The organism is Amycolatopsis sp. NPDC114478 (genome assembly GCF_055633805.1).
In genome coordinates this window covers 1-14446 of record NZ_JBVKDO010000031.1, presented here as the reverse complement: position 1 = coordinate 14446, position 14446 = coordinate 1, and the positions used below count along the sequence as shown (strand labels likewise).

General features: G+C 70.7%; 12 protein-coding genes. 5 read left to right on the top strand and 7 right to left on the bottom strand.

The window, feature by feature from the left end; translation table 11 throughout:
- Position 1 precedes the first annotated feature (1 nt).
- Both ACZ7OH_RS46285 and ACZ7OH_RS46280 read right to left on the bottom strand, forming a co-directional pair.
- Positions 2-1783, bottom strand: coding sequence for a non-ribosomal peptide synthetase (locus ACZ7OH_RS46285; RefSeq protein WP_470286744.1), 1782 nt, complete (start codon positions 1781-1783; stop codon positions 2-4).
- Positions 1784-2209: 426 nt separating this feature from the next.
- Entirely contained in the window at positions 2210-2692 is a 483-nt protein-coding gene (locus ACZ7OH_RS46280; RefSeq protein WP_470286743.1) for a MarR family winged helix-turn-helix transcriptional regulator, read from the bottom strand.
- 211 nt (positions 2693-2903) lie between these two features.
- Between ACZ7OH_RS46280 and ACZ7OH_RS46275 the strand changes: the two genes are divergently transcribed.
- The 5 genes from ACZ7OH_RS46275 to ACZ7OH_RS46255 all read left to right on the top strand — a co-directional run bounded on the left by ACZ7OH_RS46275 (position 2904) and on the right by ACZ7OH_RS46255 (position 9451).
- A complete protein-coding gene (locus ACZ7OH_RS46275; RefSeq protein WP_470286742.1) occupies positions 2904-5192 on the top strand; it encodes an ATP-binding cassette domain-containing protein in 2289 nt (762 codons plus the stop codon).
- Between the two features lie 143 nt (positions 5193-5335).
- Entirely contained in the window at positions 5336-6511 is a 1176-nt protein-coding gene (locus ACZ7OH_RS46270; RefSeq protein ID WP_400882861.1) for an LLM class flavin-dependent oxidoreductase, read from the top strand.
- A gap of 2 nt (positions 6512-6513) precedes the next feature.
- Positions 6514-7953 (top strand): flavin monoamine oxidase family protein, encoded by a 1440-nt coding sequence (locus ACZ7OH_RS46265; protein ID WP_470286741.1) that lies wholly within the window; start codon positions 6514-6516, stop codon positions 7951-7953.
- Positions 7954-8007: 54 nt separating this feature from the next.
- A complete protein-coding gene (locus ACZ7OH_RS46260; protein ID WP_470286740.1) occupies positions 8008-8523 on the top strand; it encodes a hypothetical protein in 516 nt (171 codons plus the stop codon).
- A 676-nt stretch (positions 8524-9199) separates the two neighbouring features.
- Positions 9200-9451 (top strand): hypothetical protein, encoded by a 252-nt coding sequence (locus tag ACZ7OH_RS46255; protein WP_470286739.1) that lies wholly within the window; start codon positions 9200-9202, stop codon positions 9449-9451.
- A gap of 3 nt (positions 9452-9454) precedes the next feature.
- Here the strand turns inward: ACZ7OH_RS46255 and ACZ7OH_RS46250 are convergent, their stop codons facing one another.
- The 5 genes from ACZ7OH_RS46250 to ACZ7OH_RS46230 all read right to left on the bottom strand — a co-directional run bounded on the left by ACZ7OH_RS46250 (position 9455) and on the right by ACZ7OH_RS46230 (position 14179).
- Entirely contained in the window at positions 9455-10228 is a 774-nt protein-coding gene (locus tag ACZ7OH_RS46250) for a maleylpyruvate isomerase family mycothiol-dependent enzyme (RefSeq protein WP_470286738.1), read from the bottom strand.
- Positions 10229-10269: 41 nt separating this feature from the next.
- Entirely contained in the window at positions 10270-11103 is an 834-nt protein-coding gene (locus ACZ7OH_RS46245) for a serine hydrolase (protein ID WP_470286737.1), read from the bottom strand.
- Positions 11104-11134: 31 nt separating this feature from the next.
- Positions 11135-12013 carry a hypothetical protein gene (locus ACZ7OH_RS46240; protein ID WP_470286736.1) on the bottom strand — a complete coding sequence of 293 codons (879 nt, stop codon included), beginning with the start codon at positions 12011-12013 and terminating at the stop codon, positions 11135-11137.
- Positions 12013-12507 carry a SigE family RNA polymerase sigma factor gene (locus ACZ7OH_RS46235; protein WP_470286735.1) on the bottom strand — a complete coding sequence of 165 codons (495 nt, stop codon included), beginning with the start codon at positions 12505-12507 and terminating at the stop codon, positions 12013-12015. The genes ACZ7OH_RS46240 and ACZ7OH_RS46235 overlap by 1 nt, the downstream gene beginning before the upstream one ends.
- 88 nt (positions 12508-12595) lie before the next feature.
- Complete coding sequence (locus ACZ7OH_RS46230) at positions 12596-14179, bottom strand: FMN-binding glutamate synthase family protein (protein ID WP_470286734.1); 1584 nt, start codon at positions 14177-14179, stop codon at positions 12596-12598.
- Positions 14180-14446: the final 267 nt, after the last annotated feature.

Genomic DNA, 14446 nt, shown 5'->3' with positions numbered 1-14446 from the left:
CTCAGCGGGCGGAGGCGCCCGCTCGCAGCGACTCGATGTGCTCGGCCAGCCCGCGGACGGTGCCGTGCCGGAACACGTCTTCGGGGCGCACTTCGACCGCGAAGACCGACTGCAGCCCGGAAGCGAACTTCACGAAGTGCAGGGAATTGCCGCCGTGCCCGACGAACGGGTCGGTGGCGGAGTAGTCGTCGGTGCCGATGATGTCGCGCCACATCTGCAGGATGACCGTTTCGAGGGGGTTCGTCATGGGCTGCTCCTTTTCTTCCCGGGACCGGGCGCGCGGGTCGTGCAGGGCGGCCCGGTCGATCTTTCCGTTGAGGTTCGCCGGCATCGCGTCGAGCCGGCGGAAGTCCGAGGGGATCATGTACTCCGGCAGGGAGTCGGCGAGCTGGGCGATGAGTTCGCCGGTGCCGATCTCCTGGCCGCTCCAGGTGGTGTAGAACGCGACGAGGCTCTTTTCGTTGGCCTCGTTGCCGAACGCCTTGACGACGGCGTGCTCGACGTCGTCGAACGACTTCAGGGCGAGCTCGACGGCGCTGGTCTCGACGCGGAACCCGCGGATCTTCACCAGGCTGTCGGACCGGCCGACGAGCACGACGTCGCCGTCGGGCGTCAGCCGGGCCAGGTCACCGGTGCGGTAGCGCGTGCCGCCGTCGATGAACTTCTCGGCCTGGACGTCCGGCAGGTCCAGGTACCCGTTGGCGACGCCGAGGCCGCCGATGACCAGCTCGCCGGCGTCGCCGGGCGGGCACGGCTTGAGGTCCTGGTCGAGCACCTCCATGGTGACGCCGGCGAGGGGTTTGCCGACCGGCACCCGGTCGAGGTCGCGGACCGCCGGCGTGACCGGGTACAGCGACGAGATGGCCGAGTTTTCGGTGCAGCCGTAGCCGTTGAAGATCGCGGCGGTGGTGTGCTCCGCGGCGGTCGCCAGGTGCGCCGGGGACGGGAAGTCGCCGCTGACCATGATCACGCGCAGCTCGCGCAGGACGTCGAGCTCGTTGTCGACCAAGAGGTTGAACAGCCCGCAAGGCAGGCTCAGCACACTGACCCCGCGCTTCTTGACGACGTCCCGCAGATCGGACAGCGACGGCAGGCCCGGCGGCAGGAGGACGAGCTCGGCGCCGTTGAGCAGGCTCAGCCAGAACTCGTTGCCGGACGCGGCGAAGGAGAACGCGGCCAGCTGCACCAGGCAGTCGTCCGGGGTCACCGTCAGCTTCGGGTCGGCGACGGCCAGCCGGGCGAGGCCGCGGTGGGCCAGCCGGACGCCCTTGGGCCGCCCGGTGGACCCGGAGGTGAAGAGGACGAACGCGTCGTCCCCGGCGGCCGGCGCCGTGGGCAGGTTGCCGTCCTCGTGTGAAGCGCTTTCCCCGACGAGGTCGGCGACGTGCGCCTGCCGGACCGGCAGATCCGCCTCGGCCAGCGACGGCTGTCCCTGGTGGACGACCGTCCGCAGGCCGGTCGCCTCGACGATGTGGCGGATCATCCGGGCCGGGTAGGCCGGGTTGAGCGGGACGACGCAGCCGCCGGCCTTGAGGACCGCGAGCAGCGTGACCACGAGGTCCGTCGAGCGGTCGAGGAAGAGACCGGCCGGGGCGCCGTCGCGGACCTGCATCACGCGCAGGGTCCGGGCGAGCCGGTTGGCGCGGGCGTTCAAGTCCGCATAGGACACTTCGGGGCCGTCGCCGCTCAGGGCCGTCCGATGTGGATGGTCGGCGGCGGCGCGCTCGAACAGCCGCGGCAGCACGAGTTCTTCGCGCCCGGCCGGATTTCCGTCGACGGGCATGGATTCCCCCTGTCCGATGCCGCCGCGCACGGCGGCAGCAATGATCAATCGGGATGAGATGATTTCTTTTCAGCAACCAGTATGCAAAGGGCCCGGAGGACTGTCAACCCGCCGGAAATCGTCGAATACTCAAATAACCGAGGGTCGCGCTTATCGCCTGAAAACGATTACCTGAGAAAATGGTGAATAGCGGTGAATTCGCGCGCGAACGGTACCGGCCGGCGCGGGTGCCGCAACTCGGGCGCGGGGATCCGGGGTGGATTGACGACCATCAGCGGTGCGCGCTGCTCCGATCGGCGCAATGGGAGGCGCGGGGGCCCGGCGTGCACGCGGCGTGACATCGCCGCGGCCGCGTTTGGGCACCCCGGAGCCGGGGAATCCGCCACACGGTGTGCACGTCTGGGGGCCGGGCGTGACCGGCGCGGCTCAGACGTCGCGGAGCGGGAAAGGCTGGGGTGTGGAGTGCAGCGAGTCGGCGACCTTCCGGCAGAGCTCGGCGAACAGGCTCGCCTCGCCCGCGGTCAGCGCGGCGCCGGCGACCTTCGCGGTCTCCCGGCGGCCCTGAGCTGCGCGCATGAGGAACTCTTCGCCCTCTTCGGTCAGCGACGTCGTCTGCTCGCGCCGGTCGGTGCCGCGCGAGGTCTGCTCGATGAGGAACTGGTCCTTGAGCACGCGCAGCAGCTTGGACGTGCTCTGGCGCGAGATGCCCAGGGACTCCCCGATCGCCGAGGGCGTCAGCGGGCCGTGGATCCGCAGCGTCTCCAGCACGTCGTACTGCGACCAGGTGATCTTCTCCGGGGTCGCGCGCGTGCGCCGCGCCACCAGCACGCATTGGAGGTAGGAGAGCGCGTTCTCCAGCTCGCCGGGACGGCCCGGCGGGGCGGTCGGGGAACCGTGGAACTTCGTCATTGCCCACCTCAGCTTTCGAGGGAAAGCGCACCGCAGTCGGAAGATCAGAGGATATCACTTCCCGTTCGCCCGCAGGTCACCCTCGCGGCACGGTACTCCTCGCGCGGCCGCGAAGGACTCGAGCTGGTAAAGTGATTGCCGTACGGAAACCAATCGTCCGATCGACCCCGGTGCCGCGCACGCGCCGTCCCGGGACGAGGAGGCGCAGGTCATGGCGAACGGGCAGACCCGGCGCACCGGCGGCCACATCGTGCTCGAGGGTGCGTGCGAGAACAACCTGAAGAACGTCTCGCTCTGCATCCCCAAGGGCGAGATCACCGTGTTCACCGGCGTGTCGGGCTCGGGCAAGTCGTCGATCGTGTTCGACACGATCGCGGTCGAGTCGCAGCGGCAGCTCAGCGAGACGTTCAGCTGGTTCATCCGCAACCGGCTGCCCAAGCACGAGCGGCCGCGCGCGGAGCGGATGAGCAACCTGTCCACGGCGATCGTCGTGGACCAGAAGCCGATCGGCGGCAACGCCCGCTCGACGGTCGGCACGATGAGCGAGATCCACGCGATGCTGCGCGTGCTGTTCTCCCGGTACGGCAAGCCGAGCGCGGGGTCGTCGAACCTGTACTCGTTCAACGACCCGCAGGGCATGTGCGAGGAGTGCCAGGGCCTCGGCAAGACCACGAAACTCGACCTCGACCTGCTGATCGACTACGACAAGTCGCTCAACGAGGGCGCGCTGGACTCGCCGCTGTTCGCCATCGGCACCTACATGTGGCAGCTCTACGCGCAGTCCGGGCTGTTCGACCCGGACAAGCCGCTCAAGAAGTTCACCAAGAAGGAATGGGACCTCCTGCTGCACGGCGGCGGGTTCCGGGTGGACCGCTCGGGCAAGCGGCAGAACTACTCGAACGAATACGAAGGCGTCGTCGTCAAGCTCACCCGCCGCTACCTCAAGAACGGCCTGGACACGCTCAAGGAGCGCGACCGCCGCGAGGTCGAGAAGATCGTGGTCGAAGGGCCGTGCGCGGTGTGCAAGGGCGGCCGGCTGAACCAGGCGGCGCTCGCGTCGAAGATCCACGGCAAGTCCATCGCCGACCACTGCGCGATGGAGGTCAGCGAGCTGATCGCCGAGCTGAAGTCCCTCGACCTCCCGGCGGCGAAGTCGGTGCTGGCCGGCGCGCTCGCGGCGCTCGAGCGCGTCGAAGCGATCGGGCTGGGGTACTTGAGTCTCGACCGCGAGACCTCGACGCTGTCCGGCGGTGAGGGCCAGCGCCTCAAGACCGTCAAGCACCTCGGCAGCAGCCTCACCGACCTGACCTACGTCTTCGACGAGCCGAGCGTCGGGCTGCACCCCCGGGACGTGCACCGGCTCAACGAGCTGCTGTGCGAGCTGCGGGACAAGGGCAACACGGTCCTGGTCGTCGAGCACGACCGCGACGTCATCGCCATCGCCGACCACGTCGTCGACATGGGCCCCGGCGCGGGCACGCACGGCGGCGAAGTCGTCTTCGAAGGCACGGTCAAGCAGCTGCGGCGAGCGTCGACGCTCACCGGCAAGTGCCTGACGCACATCCCCGGGCTCAAGGAGGAGTTCCGCGAGGCGACCGGGCAGCTGCCCATCAAGAAAGCCGATCTGCACAACCTGCACGACGTGACGGTCGACATCCCGACCGGCGTGCTCACCGTGGTGACCGGGGTGGCGGGGTCGGGCAAGAGCACCCTCGTGTCGGGGGCGCTCCGGCAGCAGCACCCGGACGCGGTGATGATCGACCAGTCGGCCATCGGGGTGTCGACGCGCTCGACGCCGGCGACCTACCTGGACGTCATGGACGTCATCCGGAAGCTGTTCGCCGAGGCCAACAACGCGCAACCGGGCCTGTTCAGCTTCAACTCCGAAGGCGGCTGCCCGGAGTGCAAGGGCCGCGGCGTCATCGAGACGGACCTGGCGTACATGGACCCGGTGACGACGATCTGCGAAGCGTGCGACGGGCAGCGCTACCGGCCCGAGGTGCTGGACAAGACGTTGCGGGGCAAGAACATCGTCGACGTCCTCGCGCTGACCGTCGAAGAGGCGCTCGGCTTCTTCGACGAAGAGGCGATCACGCGCAAGCTGGAACTGCTGGCCGAAGTCGGGCTTTCGTATCTGACGCTCGGGCAGCCGCTGTCGACGTTGTCCGGCGGCGAGCGGCAGCGCGTCAAGCTCGCGCACCGGCTGCGCGAGACCGGCAACGTCTACCTGTTCGACGAACCGACCACCGGCCTGCACATGGCCGACATCGGGCACCTGCTGGACCTGCTGGACCGCTTGGTGGACGGCGGCAACACGGTCGTGGTGATCGAGCACGACCTCGACGTCGTGAAGCACGCGGACTGGGTGATCGACCTGGGCCCGGAAGCCGGGCGCCACGGCGGTCGCGTGCTGTTCGAAGGCACGCCGGAGAAGCTGCTGAAGGACCGCAAGTCCTATACGGCCGAATACCTGCGGGCGGACCTCGAGAACGTCAAGTGATTTCCCGGCGTATTCGTTAACTGTCCACTAAGGACTCGATAACTCGCGGATTTTAGTTGATCCACAAGGGAAATAGTTGACACTTCACCCCATCGCGTGATTACCATGGTTGCCTGAAAGCAACCATCGGATAGGAGATGCGCATGTCCCGTGGCACGACCAAGGACCGCCTCCCCGACGGGCAGCTGCGATTCGGCTTCATGTGGCTCAGCTCGCCGACGCCCACCGCGACGTCCAAGGCGGTCGCCGACCGCAACCCGGACTCGCTCGACCCGGCCACGCAGATGGACCTCGCCCGCCGCGTCGAAGACATCGGCATGGACTACGTCTTCTTCGCCGACGGCTACATCACCCACGGCGAGAACAGCGCCCGCATCGGGCACGCCCAGCCGCACATCTCGGCGCCGATCTACGCGCCGGTCGTGATGGCCGCGACGCAGCACATCGGCGTCGTCACCACCATGCACACCCGGTACCTCTCCCCCGGCGTCATCGCCCGTCTCGGCGCCAACCTGGACGCCCTCAGCGGCGGCCGCTGGGGCTGGAACATCGTGCCGGGCTGGAAAACGCCGGAAGCCGAGCTGCTCGGCGCGCCCACCGACACCGACCACGACCTGCGCTACAAGATCACCACCGAGGCCGTGGAAGCCGTCAAGACGCTGTGGGCTTCGCGCGGCGAGCACGTCGAGTTCCACGGCGAGTACCACGACCTGCGCGGCAGCCTGATCGGCCCGCACATCGAGCAGCAGCCGTGGCCGTGCCTGTTCAACGCGGGCGTCTCGGCCGCGGGCCAGCAGCTGATCGCCGAGACCTGCGACTTCGCGTTCACGCCGTTGCCCGACGACTACTCGAAGGTCCGCAAGACCGTCGACTCCCTGGCCGAGCGCACCGAAGCCGCCGGCCGGGACCCCCTCGACGTCAACATGGCGGGCGCGGTCGGCGTGCTGCTCGGCAAGACCGACACGGAGGCCCAGGAGAAGTTCTCGTGGGTGCGCGACTCGCTCGACATGGGCGCCGCCCGCGACATCGCGACCGAGCTGATGGGCGGCAGCGAGACCTACCAGGAGAACTACGAGGGCGAGTTCGACGACATCGCCCGCACGCTCGGCCTGGCGTGCGGCAGCAAGGTGCTGGTCGGGTCGCCGGAGACGGTCGCCGGGCAGCTGCTGGACCTGCACCGCGAGACCGGCGTGCGCGGGTTCATGTTCCTGCCGGTGATGTACGAAGCCGAGCAGATCGAGCTGATGGGCGAGGTCTTCCCGTACCTGGAGAAGGCGAACGTCTGGACCCCGCCCGCGGAGCGCGGCTGGAGCTGGTGACGGTGCCCGCACCCACCCCCGCCGACCTGCGCCGGCACCTCGGCGAGGACCTGCGCGGCCTGCGCCCGCCCCGGACGGCGATCGTCGTCGGGGCGGGGCTGGCGGGCCTCGCCGCCGCGTACGAGCTGCACCGGGCCGGCTGCGAAGTCACCGTCCTCGAAGCCACCGAACGCGCCGGCGGCCGGGCCCGCACCCTGCGGCAGCCGTTCGCCGACGGCCTGCAAGTCGAGGCCGGGGCGATGACCGTGACGCCGGAATGCCACTACGTCACCCACTACCGGCAGCGGCTCGGCGTCGGGCTGGACCGGTCGGACCTGCTCGACCAGGACTTCTCCTACTTCGTCGACGGCAAGTTCGTCCGGCCGGACGCGGATTCCCTGGCGGCGGCGGGGCTTCCGCTCGCCGAGCACGAGCGCGGCCTCGGCGTGCCGGAGCTGATCGCCCGGTACGTCACGGCGGCGGCCGACGAGCTCGGCGCCGAACTGACCGCGCCGCACTGGGCGCCCTCGGCCGACCTCGAGGAGCTCGATCAATCCTCTGTCGACGAAGTGCTGCGCGCCCGGGGCGCCTCGCAGACGGCGATCGACCTCATGGAACCGATGTTCCTCGAGATGCGCGGTGGCGACCTGCTTTCGGCCTCGGCGTTGTCGTGGCTGCGTCATGAAAGCGGTTACCGCTCGCTGCTGACCTCGACCGAAGGGTGGGGCAAGATCGCCGGCGGCACCGACGAGCTGCCCCGCGCCTTCGCCCACGAGCTGCGCGACCGCATCCGCTACCGCGCCCCGGTCGTGCGGCTCGACCAGGACGACGACTCGGCCACGGTGACCTACCTCGACCACGGACGGCCGGCCCGGGCCGCCGCCGACCGGGTCGTGGTCACGGTGCCGTTCAGCGCGATCCGCCACGTCGACGTCAGCCACGCGCGGCTGACCGAGGCCAAGATCGAGGCGACGCGCAAGCTGCGGTACGCGTCCATCGTCCGGGTGTACCTGCAGGTGCGCGAGCAGTTCTGGAAGGGGCACAACGTCTCGGTGTCGACGGACCTGCCGATCCGCTGGGTCCGCGACGCGACGGCGAACCAGCCCGGCCCCAGGCGGATCCTGGAGGTCCTGATGACGGGCTGGCGCGCCCGCGCGATCGCGGCGATGACCGGCGAGGAGCGCGTGCGGTTCGCGCTGGACCACGTCGACACGATGTTCCCGGGGGCGCACGAGCAGTTCGAGCTGGGGGTTTCGGTGGCGTGGGACCACGAGCCGTGGATCGAAGGGTCGTACGTCCTGCCCGAGCGCGGCCACAGCAAGCTGATGCCGGCCATTCGCGCTCCGGAGCACCGCATCCACTTCGCGGGTGAGCACACGAGCTTCGAACCCAACGGCGGGTCGATGAACTACGCGCTCGAGTCGGGGGTCCGGGCGTTCGTCGAACTGAGCACCGCGGCCTGAGCCGCCGGTGTATTTTTCCGCGGCCCCGCGCCCTCTCCTCACCAGGAAGTCCAGGTGAGGGGGCGAACTCCGATGAAGGTGTGCTGGAGCGCGGCGGTCGCGGCCGTGGTTCTCGTGGCGGGGTGCGGCGGGACGTCCGCGCCCGGAAACCCGACGGCGGCACCCGGTGAACCGGCTCCGGTGACGCCCGGGGCCCCGGCGGAGCCGACCGGGCAACCGGAGCCGGATCCGCCCCGGGGTTCGGATTCGCCTCCGCCCGGGGCGCTGGGCAGCCCGATCGAGTACGACAGCACCCAGGTCGGGTCGGGCGACCGCCTGGCCAAGGACGTCCGGGATTCCATCCAAGGGCAACTGGACGAAGACACCAGGGGCCTGGGCTGCCCGCGCCCGCGGTGCGGCATCACCGTCGTGATCGACGGCCGGGCAAGCGCTTGCGCCAAGCGGCTCACGCCCGCCAAGGAGGTCCGGCGCGGCGGGGTCATCACCGTCCACACCGGACCGTGCCCGGACACCCGGGATCCGGTGCCGCCGGCGGAAAGCACCCCTGACACGCCTTCGGAAGCACCGTAGGTTCCCGTGCCCGCGGTCTCCGGCACCGTCCGCCGCACCGGCCTGCGGCGGCCAGCACCCGTGGACGGCGCTGCCCGCACGAAGGCCGGGGCCTCGCAAGCCGGCAAGGTCATCGCGTCGGTGGCGGCGAACCTCGCGCTGTCCAGTGCGTTGCTGTACTTCTTCGGGCTCGTCTACACGCAGAAGTTCTTCGGCTACTTCCGGGTGCACTACGCCGTGCTCGACCAGACCTCGGACGAGATCCTCGCGCGCGGCGCTTTCGGGCTGCACCTGCCGATCGGCGCCGCGGCGGGGATCGGGCTCGGCTCGTTCGCCGTCGTCCGGCTCGCGCGGTTCCTGCTGCCGGACCGGACCGGGCCAGGCTGGCCCGCTTCGGTCCGCCGTTCGCGACGATCGCGGGCGTGGCCCTGGTCGGGGTCACCGTGCCCGAGGTGCTCGGCGTCGATCCGTTCGGCTTCCACGCCGGGTTGCCGGGGCTCGCGTTCGCGGTCGGCGTGGTCCTCGCGGTGGTCGGCTGACGCCCGGCGAACACGCCCCGGCGTTCCTCGTCGCCGAATGGATCACCACGTACCTGCTCGTCGCGTTCGGGCTGTTCTGGGCGGTCTCCGACTACTCCGCCCAGGTCGGGGTCCGGGAGGCGTTCGCCACGGCGGTCCGGATCTCCGCGATGCCGGCCGTGACCGTCTACAGCGAGCGCGGCCTCAGCCTCGAAGCGGACGGTGTCCGGCAAGTCGTGTGCGGCCAGCCGGAAGCCGCGTACCGGTACCGGTACACGGGGTTGAAGCTGCTGCTCCAGTCCGGCGGGCAATACGTGTTCGTGACCGCGCGCTGGCGGACATCGGACGGCGTGTTGTTCGTCGTCCCCCGCTCGGCCGCGCTGCGCCTGGAGTTCGCCCCGCCCGGCACGAGGCCGAGCGGGACGTGCTGACCCTCAGAAGCCCGGGAAAACCCGGCGCAGGTCGTCGAGCGTGACGCTCCCCTCGACCGTGACGCCCTGGTCGTACGGCGCCTTGAGCCGGCCGCTGAGCAGCCGGACGAACGCCTCCGCCGGCCCGGTGAACGTCGCCGACGGCGCCTCCAGGTGGTCCACCACGGTCACCGAGTCGTCGATCACCAGGCCGCCACCGGGCACCGCGACCGACACCGGGTTCGCCAGCTCGGCCGGCTTCGCGAAGAAGCCCACCAAGAAGCCCACCGGCCCGGCCAGGAGGTCGACGATCACCTCCGCCGACTCGGCGGACACCCCGGCCGCCGGGTCGAACGCCACCCGCACGTCCCACGAGTGGTTGGCGACCTCGTTGAGCCGCATGCCCAGCGCCGTCACCAGCGGGACCGGCTCCGGCAGGAAGCCGAGGTCGACGGTCAGCGACGAACGCTGCTCGGCCGTGAGCGCCTCGACCGCCTCGAGCCAGCGGGCGTTGTGCTCCAGGAACCCTTCGGCCTGCGCGCGCGGCGTGGACGAGTCCCAGCGGGCCCAGATCGTCGGGTTGTCTTCGGCCTCGACGGTCTCCCCCGCGGCCCGGGCGATGGGCGCGCGGCCGATCTCCGCGCCGCTGCCGAGGTGGGAGACGGCCTGGGCGACGGTCCACTCCTCGGCGCCGCTGGGCGCGGCCAGCTGCTCGTCGGTGAGGGTGCGGACGAGGCCGGCGAGCACGTCGTGCTCGGCGCGCAGGGCGGCGATCGTGCGGTCCACGAGTTGGTTCATGCCCACCCTCAACTCGCGGGTGGACGCGGATGTTCCGTGGATCACCCCCCGATTCGGCGCGTACCGGTATTCGTGCGGCCGAACAGCTGCTGGGCGACGGTCTCGCACACCTCGGCCCCGTACCGGTGCCCGTTCCCCTGCTCCGGGTAGTGCACCATGACCGCGAGTACCCAGCGGTCCCAGATCGCCAGGCAGTCCACCGTCCACCAGGTCCCGTGCCGGGTCCAGCCGTTCCCGACCGCCGGGCGCAGACCGGCGAAGGCCGGCGCGTCCGGGATGCCGAACGCGTCGCCCGCGTCGACCGACCGCATGACGTCGAGCAGCTTGTCCCGCCACCGCTGGCTCAGGCCCGGACCGCGGGCCACGCACCGGCCGAGCAGGCTCGCGTCGGCCGCGGACATCGTGGTCTTGGACCACCAGCCCGGGTGGAGCACCGTCTCGCGCAGCCCGCAGGTCCGGATCATCCGCGCGATCGAAGTGTCGCCGCCGAGCCGGAGGTACAGCGTCCGGGCGGCGCGGTCGTCGCCGCCGCGGATCATCCGGGTCACCCGGCCCTCGTCCTCGGCCGAGATCCGCGAGTCCCGCGTAGCGAGGTAGTCGACGGCGATCCAGATCTCGACCAGGGATTCGGCCGTGGTGCGCAGGGTCCCGTCGCCGACCACGGCGCCGGTGTCGATCTCCCGCAACGCCCACGACCACTCGCCGCGGACGTCGACGGTCACCCCGGCCCGCTCCGGGATCTTGGCCGGCGACGGTGGTAGGTAGGAAACCGGCAGTTCGACCGCCGCGGGCGTTCTCGCGGGGCGAACCCAGACCGCCGCGGTGAGCGCGCCGAAGACGAGGCCGGCCAGGACGACGAGCACGGAAACACGCATCGGGACCCCCTCGGCCGGGCGAGGCCCGGGCTCATCGGGTGAGCCGGACCGAATCCAGCAACGCCCGCGCCGCCGCCTTGTTGGGGTACGAGCTGTTCATCTCGAGGGTGTACCCGCCGAGTTTCCGGCTCTGGTGCGCGGGCAGCGGATCTTTCGGGTCGGCGCCACCCGTCGATTCGCCGGTACCGGTCAGGAACACGAACAGGGAGAAGCACCGGGGGTCGAGCGGTGCCAGGTTGGCCTCGAGGTCGGGGCAGAGCACCAGGGTGTTGGTCTCGGGCTCGCTGGTGAACCCCGCGACCTTCTGCCCGCCGGGGACCTGCAGCGACTTCAGCGGGGACGCGAGCACCGGCGGCGTGGTGCCGATCTTCGCCAGCAGGGCGAGCATCTGCTCGGCCGTCACCGGCTTCGTGGTCCGCACCCGGACCCACCGCTGCGGGCCGTCCTGCCACATGACCGTCTTCGGGTGCGCGATCTGGGCGGCGGCCGTGGGTTTCGCGGGCAGCGCGCTTGCGGGGGCGCGGCCGTCCTCGACGTCGATGTCGAACCCGTACCGGTGGTCCTGCCCGTAGTGGAGGCTGGCGGAGTGCGGGTGGACGGCCCAGAACAGCAGCTCCCAGGACTTGTCCTCGAGACTGATCGCCGGCGCGGCCGGGGGCACCTCGGCGGCGTCCGGTGCCTCGCTCGCCACGGGGCTCGCGAGGGTGGCCGGCGGCGTCGCCGGAGTAGCCCGGTTCAGCAGTCCGACCGCCCCGGCGCCGAGGGCGGCCACGGTGAGCGTCACCGCGGCGACGCTGGTCGCCCGGCGCCGCCGGATCCGCCGGGTGGCGCCGGCGAGCACGGCACCCGGATCGGGGGCCAGGTACTCCCGGTCGCGCAGCACGCGGCGCAGCTCGTCGAGGTCGGTCATCACACGCTCTCCTTGCCTTCTTCGATCCCGACGCGCAGCGAGCTGAGGCCACGCGAGATGTGACTGCGCACGGTCCCGGGCGCGCACCCGAGGACGGCGGCGATCTCGGCGTCGTCGCGGTCCTCGTAGAACCGCAGCACGATCGACGCCCGCTGGGCCCGGCTCAGCCGCGCGAGCAGCCCGCTGAGCTGGTCGGCATCGGCGATCCGCCGCGCCGGATCGGGCGCGGTCGGCTCCCGGATCAGGGCGACGTCCGCCGTGGGGTGCACGGACCGCTGGTACCACCGGCGCCGCCAGCCGAGATAGCCGTTGACGACCATCTTCCGCAGGTAGAGCTCGGGCCGATCGGCCGCCGCCACCTGCCGCCACCCGCGGTGCGCCCGCACGAGCGCGTCCTGGACGACGTCCTGGGCCAGCTCCCGGTCCCCGGTGAGAACGGCGGCGAACCGCACCAGGCCCGGCAGCTGCTCGCGCGAGAACTCTTCGAACTGCACACCCTTAAGATGCCGCTGCCCCGGTGGGCTGTTGCAGTTGCGGCCGAGATTGTTCGGACCACCGAGAACGGCGCCGGTCCCCGGCGACTCAGACGCTAAAGCGGTCCGGGTGGGCCTCGGCCCAGTCGCGTGCCCACTGCTCGGGCGGTTCCGACAGCAGCTGCTCGGGAGCGAGCCAGTCGTAGAGCTCGGCGTAGGACAGCACCCGGTGCGGGTCGACGCGGCGGCGCAGCATGTGCGGGCGCAGCTCGGCGGGGAACCGGACGCCCATCGACGCCATGATCCGCTGGGCGCCGGTCACGGTGGCGCGCTGGAAGCGCTCGACGCGCAGGGACTTGTCCGCGACGTCCAGGGCGCGGGCGCGCCGGGCGTCCTGGGTGGTGACGCCGACCGGGCAGGTGTTCGTGTGGCAGCGCTGCGCCTGGATGCACCCGACGGCGAACATCATCGCCCGCGCCGCGTTGGTGTAGTCCGCGCCCTGCACCAGCCGCTTGACGATGTCGGCGCCGGTGGCGACCTTGCCGCTGGCGCCGATCTTGATCCGGTCGCGCAAGCCGGTGCCGACGAGTGCATTGTGGACGGTGATCAGCCCTTCGGTCAGCGGCGTTCCGATGTGGTCGGCGAACTCCAGCGGCGCGGCGCCGGTGCCGCCCTCGGCGCCGTCGACGATGATGAAGTCCGGCGTGACGCCCTCGGCGAGCATGGCCTTGCAGACGGCGAGGAACTGCCGACGCGAGCCGACGCAGAGCTTGAACCCGGTCGGCTTGCCGCCGGCCAGCCGCCGCAGCTCGGCGAGGAACAGCACCAGCTCGCGCGGAGTCGAGAAGACCCGGTGGTACGGCGGGGAGATGACGGTCTTGCCCTGGGGTACATCGCGGACGCGGGCGATCTCCGCGTTCACCTTGCCACCGGGCAGCACCCCGCCGATGCCGGGTTTCGCGCCCTGGGAAAGCTTCAGCGACACGCATTTGACGGCGTCGTGGGCGGCTTTGCCGGCGAATTCCGCTTTGTCGAAGTCACCGTCGCCGGTGCGGCAGCCGAAGTAGCCGGTGCCGATTTCCCAGACGAGGTCACCGCCGTGCCGGAGGTGGTATTCGGACAGGCCGCCTTCGCCGGTGTCGTGGGCGAAACCGCCGAGCGCGGCGCCTTTGTTGAGGGCGAGAATGGCGTTGGCCGAAAGGGAACCGAAACTCATCGCCGACACGTTCAGCAGCGCCATGTCGTACGGCCGCGTGCAGTCCGGCCCGCCGATCCGGATCCGGGGCGGGTCGTCCGGGGGCGCGACCGGGGTCATCGAGTGGACGAGGGATTCGTAGCCGTCGGCGTAGACGTCGCGCTCGGTCCCGAACGGCTCTTCGGCGTCGGTGCCCTTGGCCCGCTGGTAGACGATGCTGCGGACGTCCCGGTCGTAGGGGCGGCCGTCGAAGTTGCGTTCGACGAAGTACTGCTGCAGCTCGGGCCGCACGGCTTCGAGGAGGAACCGCAGGTGCCCGAGCACCGGGTAGTTCCGCAGGACCGAGTGCTTGCGCTGAACCAGATCCCGGCAGCCGACGGCGGCGAGCACGAGCAGCGGAACGGCGAGCAGCCACCACCACGGGCCGGCGGCCACGGCGAGCGCGCCGGCGCCGAGCGCCAGCAGGACGAGCACGGCGACCGCACCGAATCTGACCACGAACCGAAAGTTATCCGCGCCGCCGCCCGGGTGCAGCTCGAGCGCACCGTTCGGGGTGTTCACGACACCGATGAGGCATTCGTCCCACGACGGGCGTCGCCGCAACGGCCGAGTCCGCTGGCCCCTCCGGCCGCTCGGCCACGTCGCAGCCAGCGCGTGCGGTCCGGCGGAGTTAGAGCGTGTCTCATTTGGCGAGTTTCCTGTAGCAAGTGATGGCGGCGCCGAGGGTGAGGAAGGCGAGGTAGTGGCTGGGTTTGCGTTCGTAGC

Bases quoted from the DNA above. Each gene is read 5' to 3' on its own strand.
- ACZ7OH_RS46285 (WP_470286744.1), bottom strand. From the start codon at position 1,783: ATGCCCGTCGACGGAAATCCGGCCGGGCGCGAAGAACTCGTGCTGCCG.
- ACZ7OH_RS46280 (WP_470286743.1), bottom strand. From the start codon at position 2,692: ATGACGAAGTTCCACGGTTCCCCGACCGCCCCGCCGGGCCGTCCCGGC.
- ACZ7OH_RS46275 (WP_470286742.1), top strand. From the start codon at position 2,904: ATGGCGAACGGGCAGACCCGGCGCACCGGCGGCCACATCGTGCTCGAG.
- ACZ7OH_RS46270 (WP_400882861.1), top strand. From the start codon at position 5,336: ATGTCCCGTGGCACGACCAAGGACCGCCTCCCCGACGGGCAGCTGCGA.
- ACZ7OH_RS46250 (WP_470286738.1), bottom strand. From the start codon at position 10,228: ATGAACCAACTCGTGGACCGCACGATCGCCGCCCTGCGCGCCGAGCAC.
- ACZ7OH_RS46245 (WP_470286737.1), bottom strand. From the start codon at position 11,103: ATGCGTGTTTCCGTGCTCGTCGTCCTGGCCGGCCTCGTCTTCGGCGCG.
- ACZ7OH_RS46240 (WP_470286736.1), bottom strand. From the start codon at position 12,013: ATGACCGACCTCGACGAGCTGCGCCGCGTGCTGCGCGACCGGGAGTAC.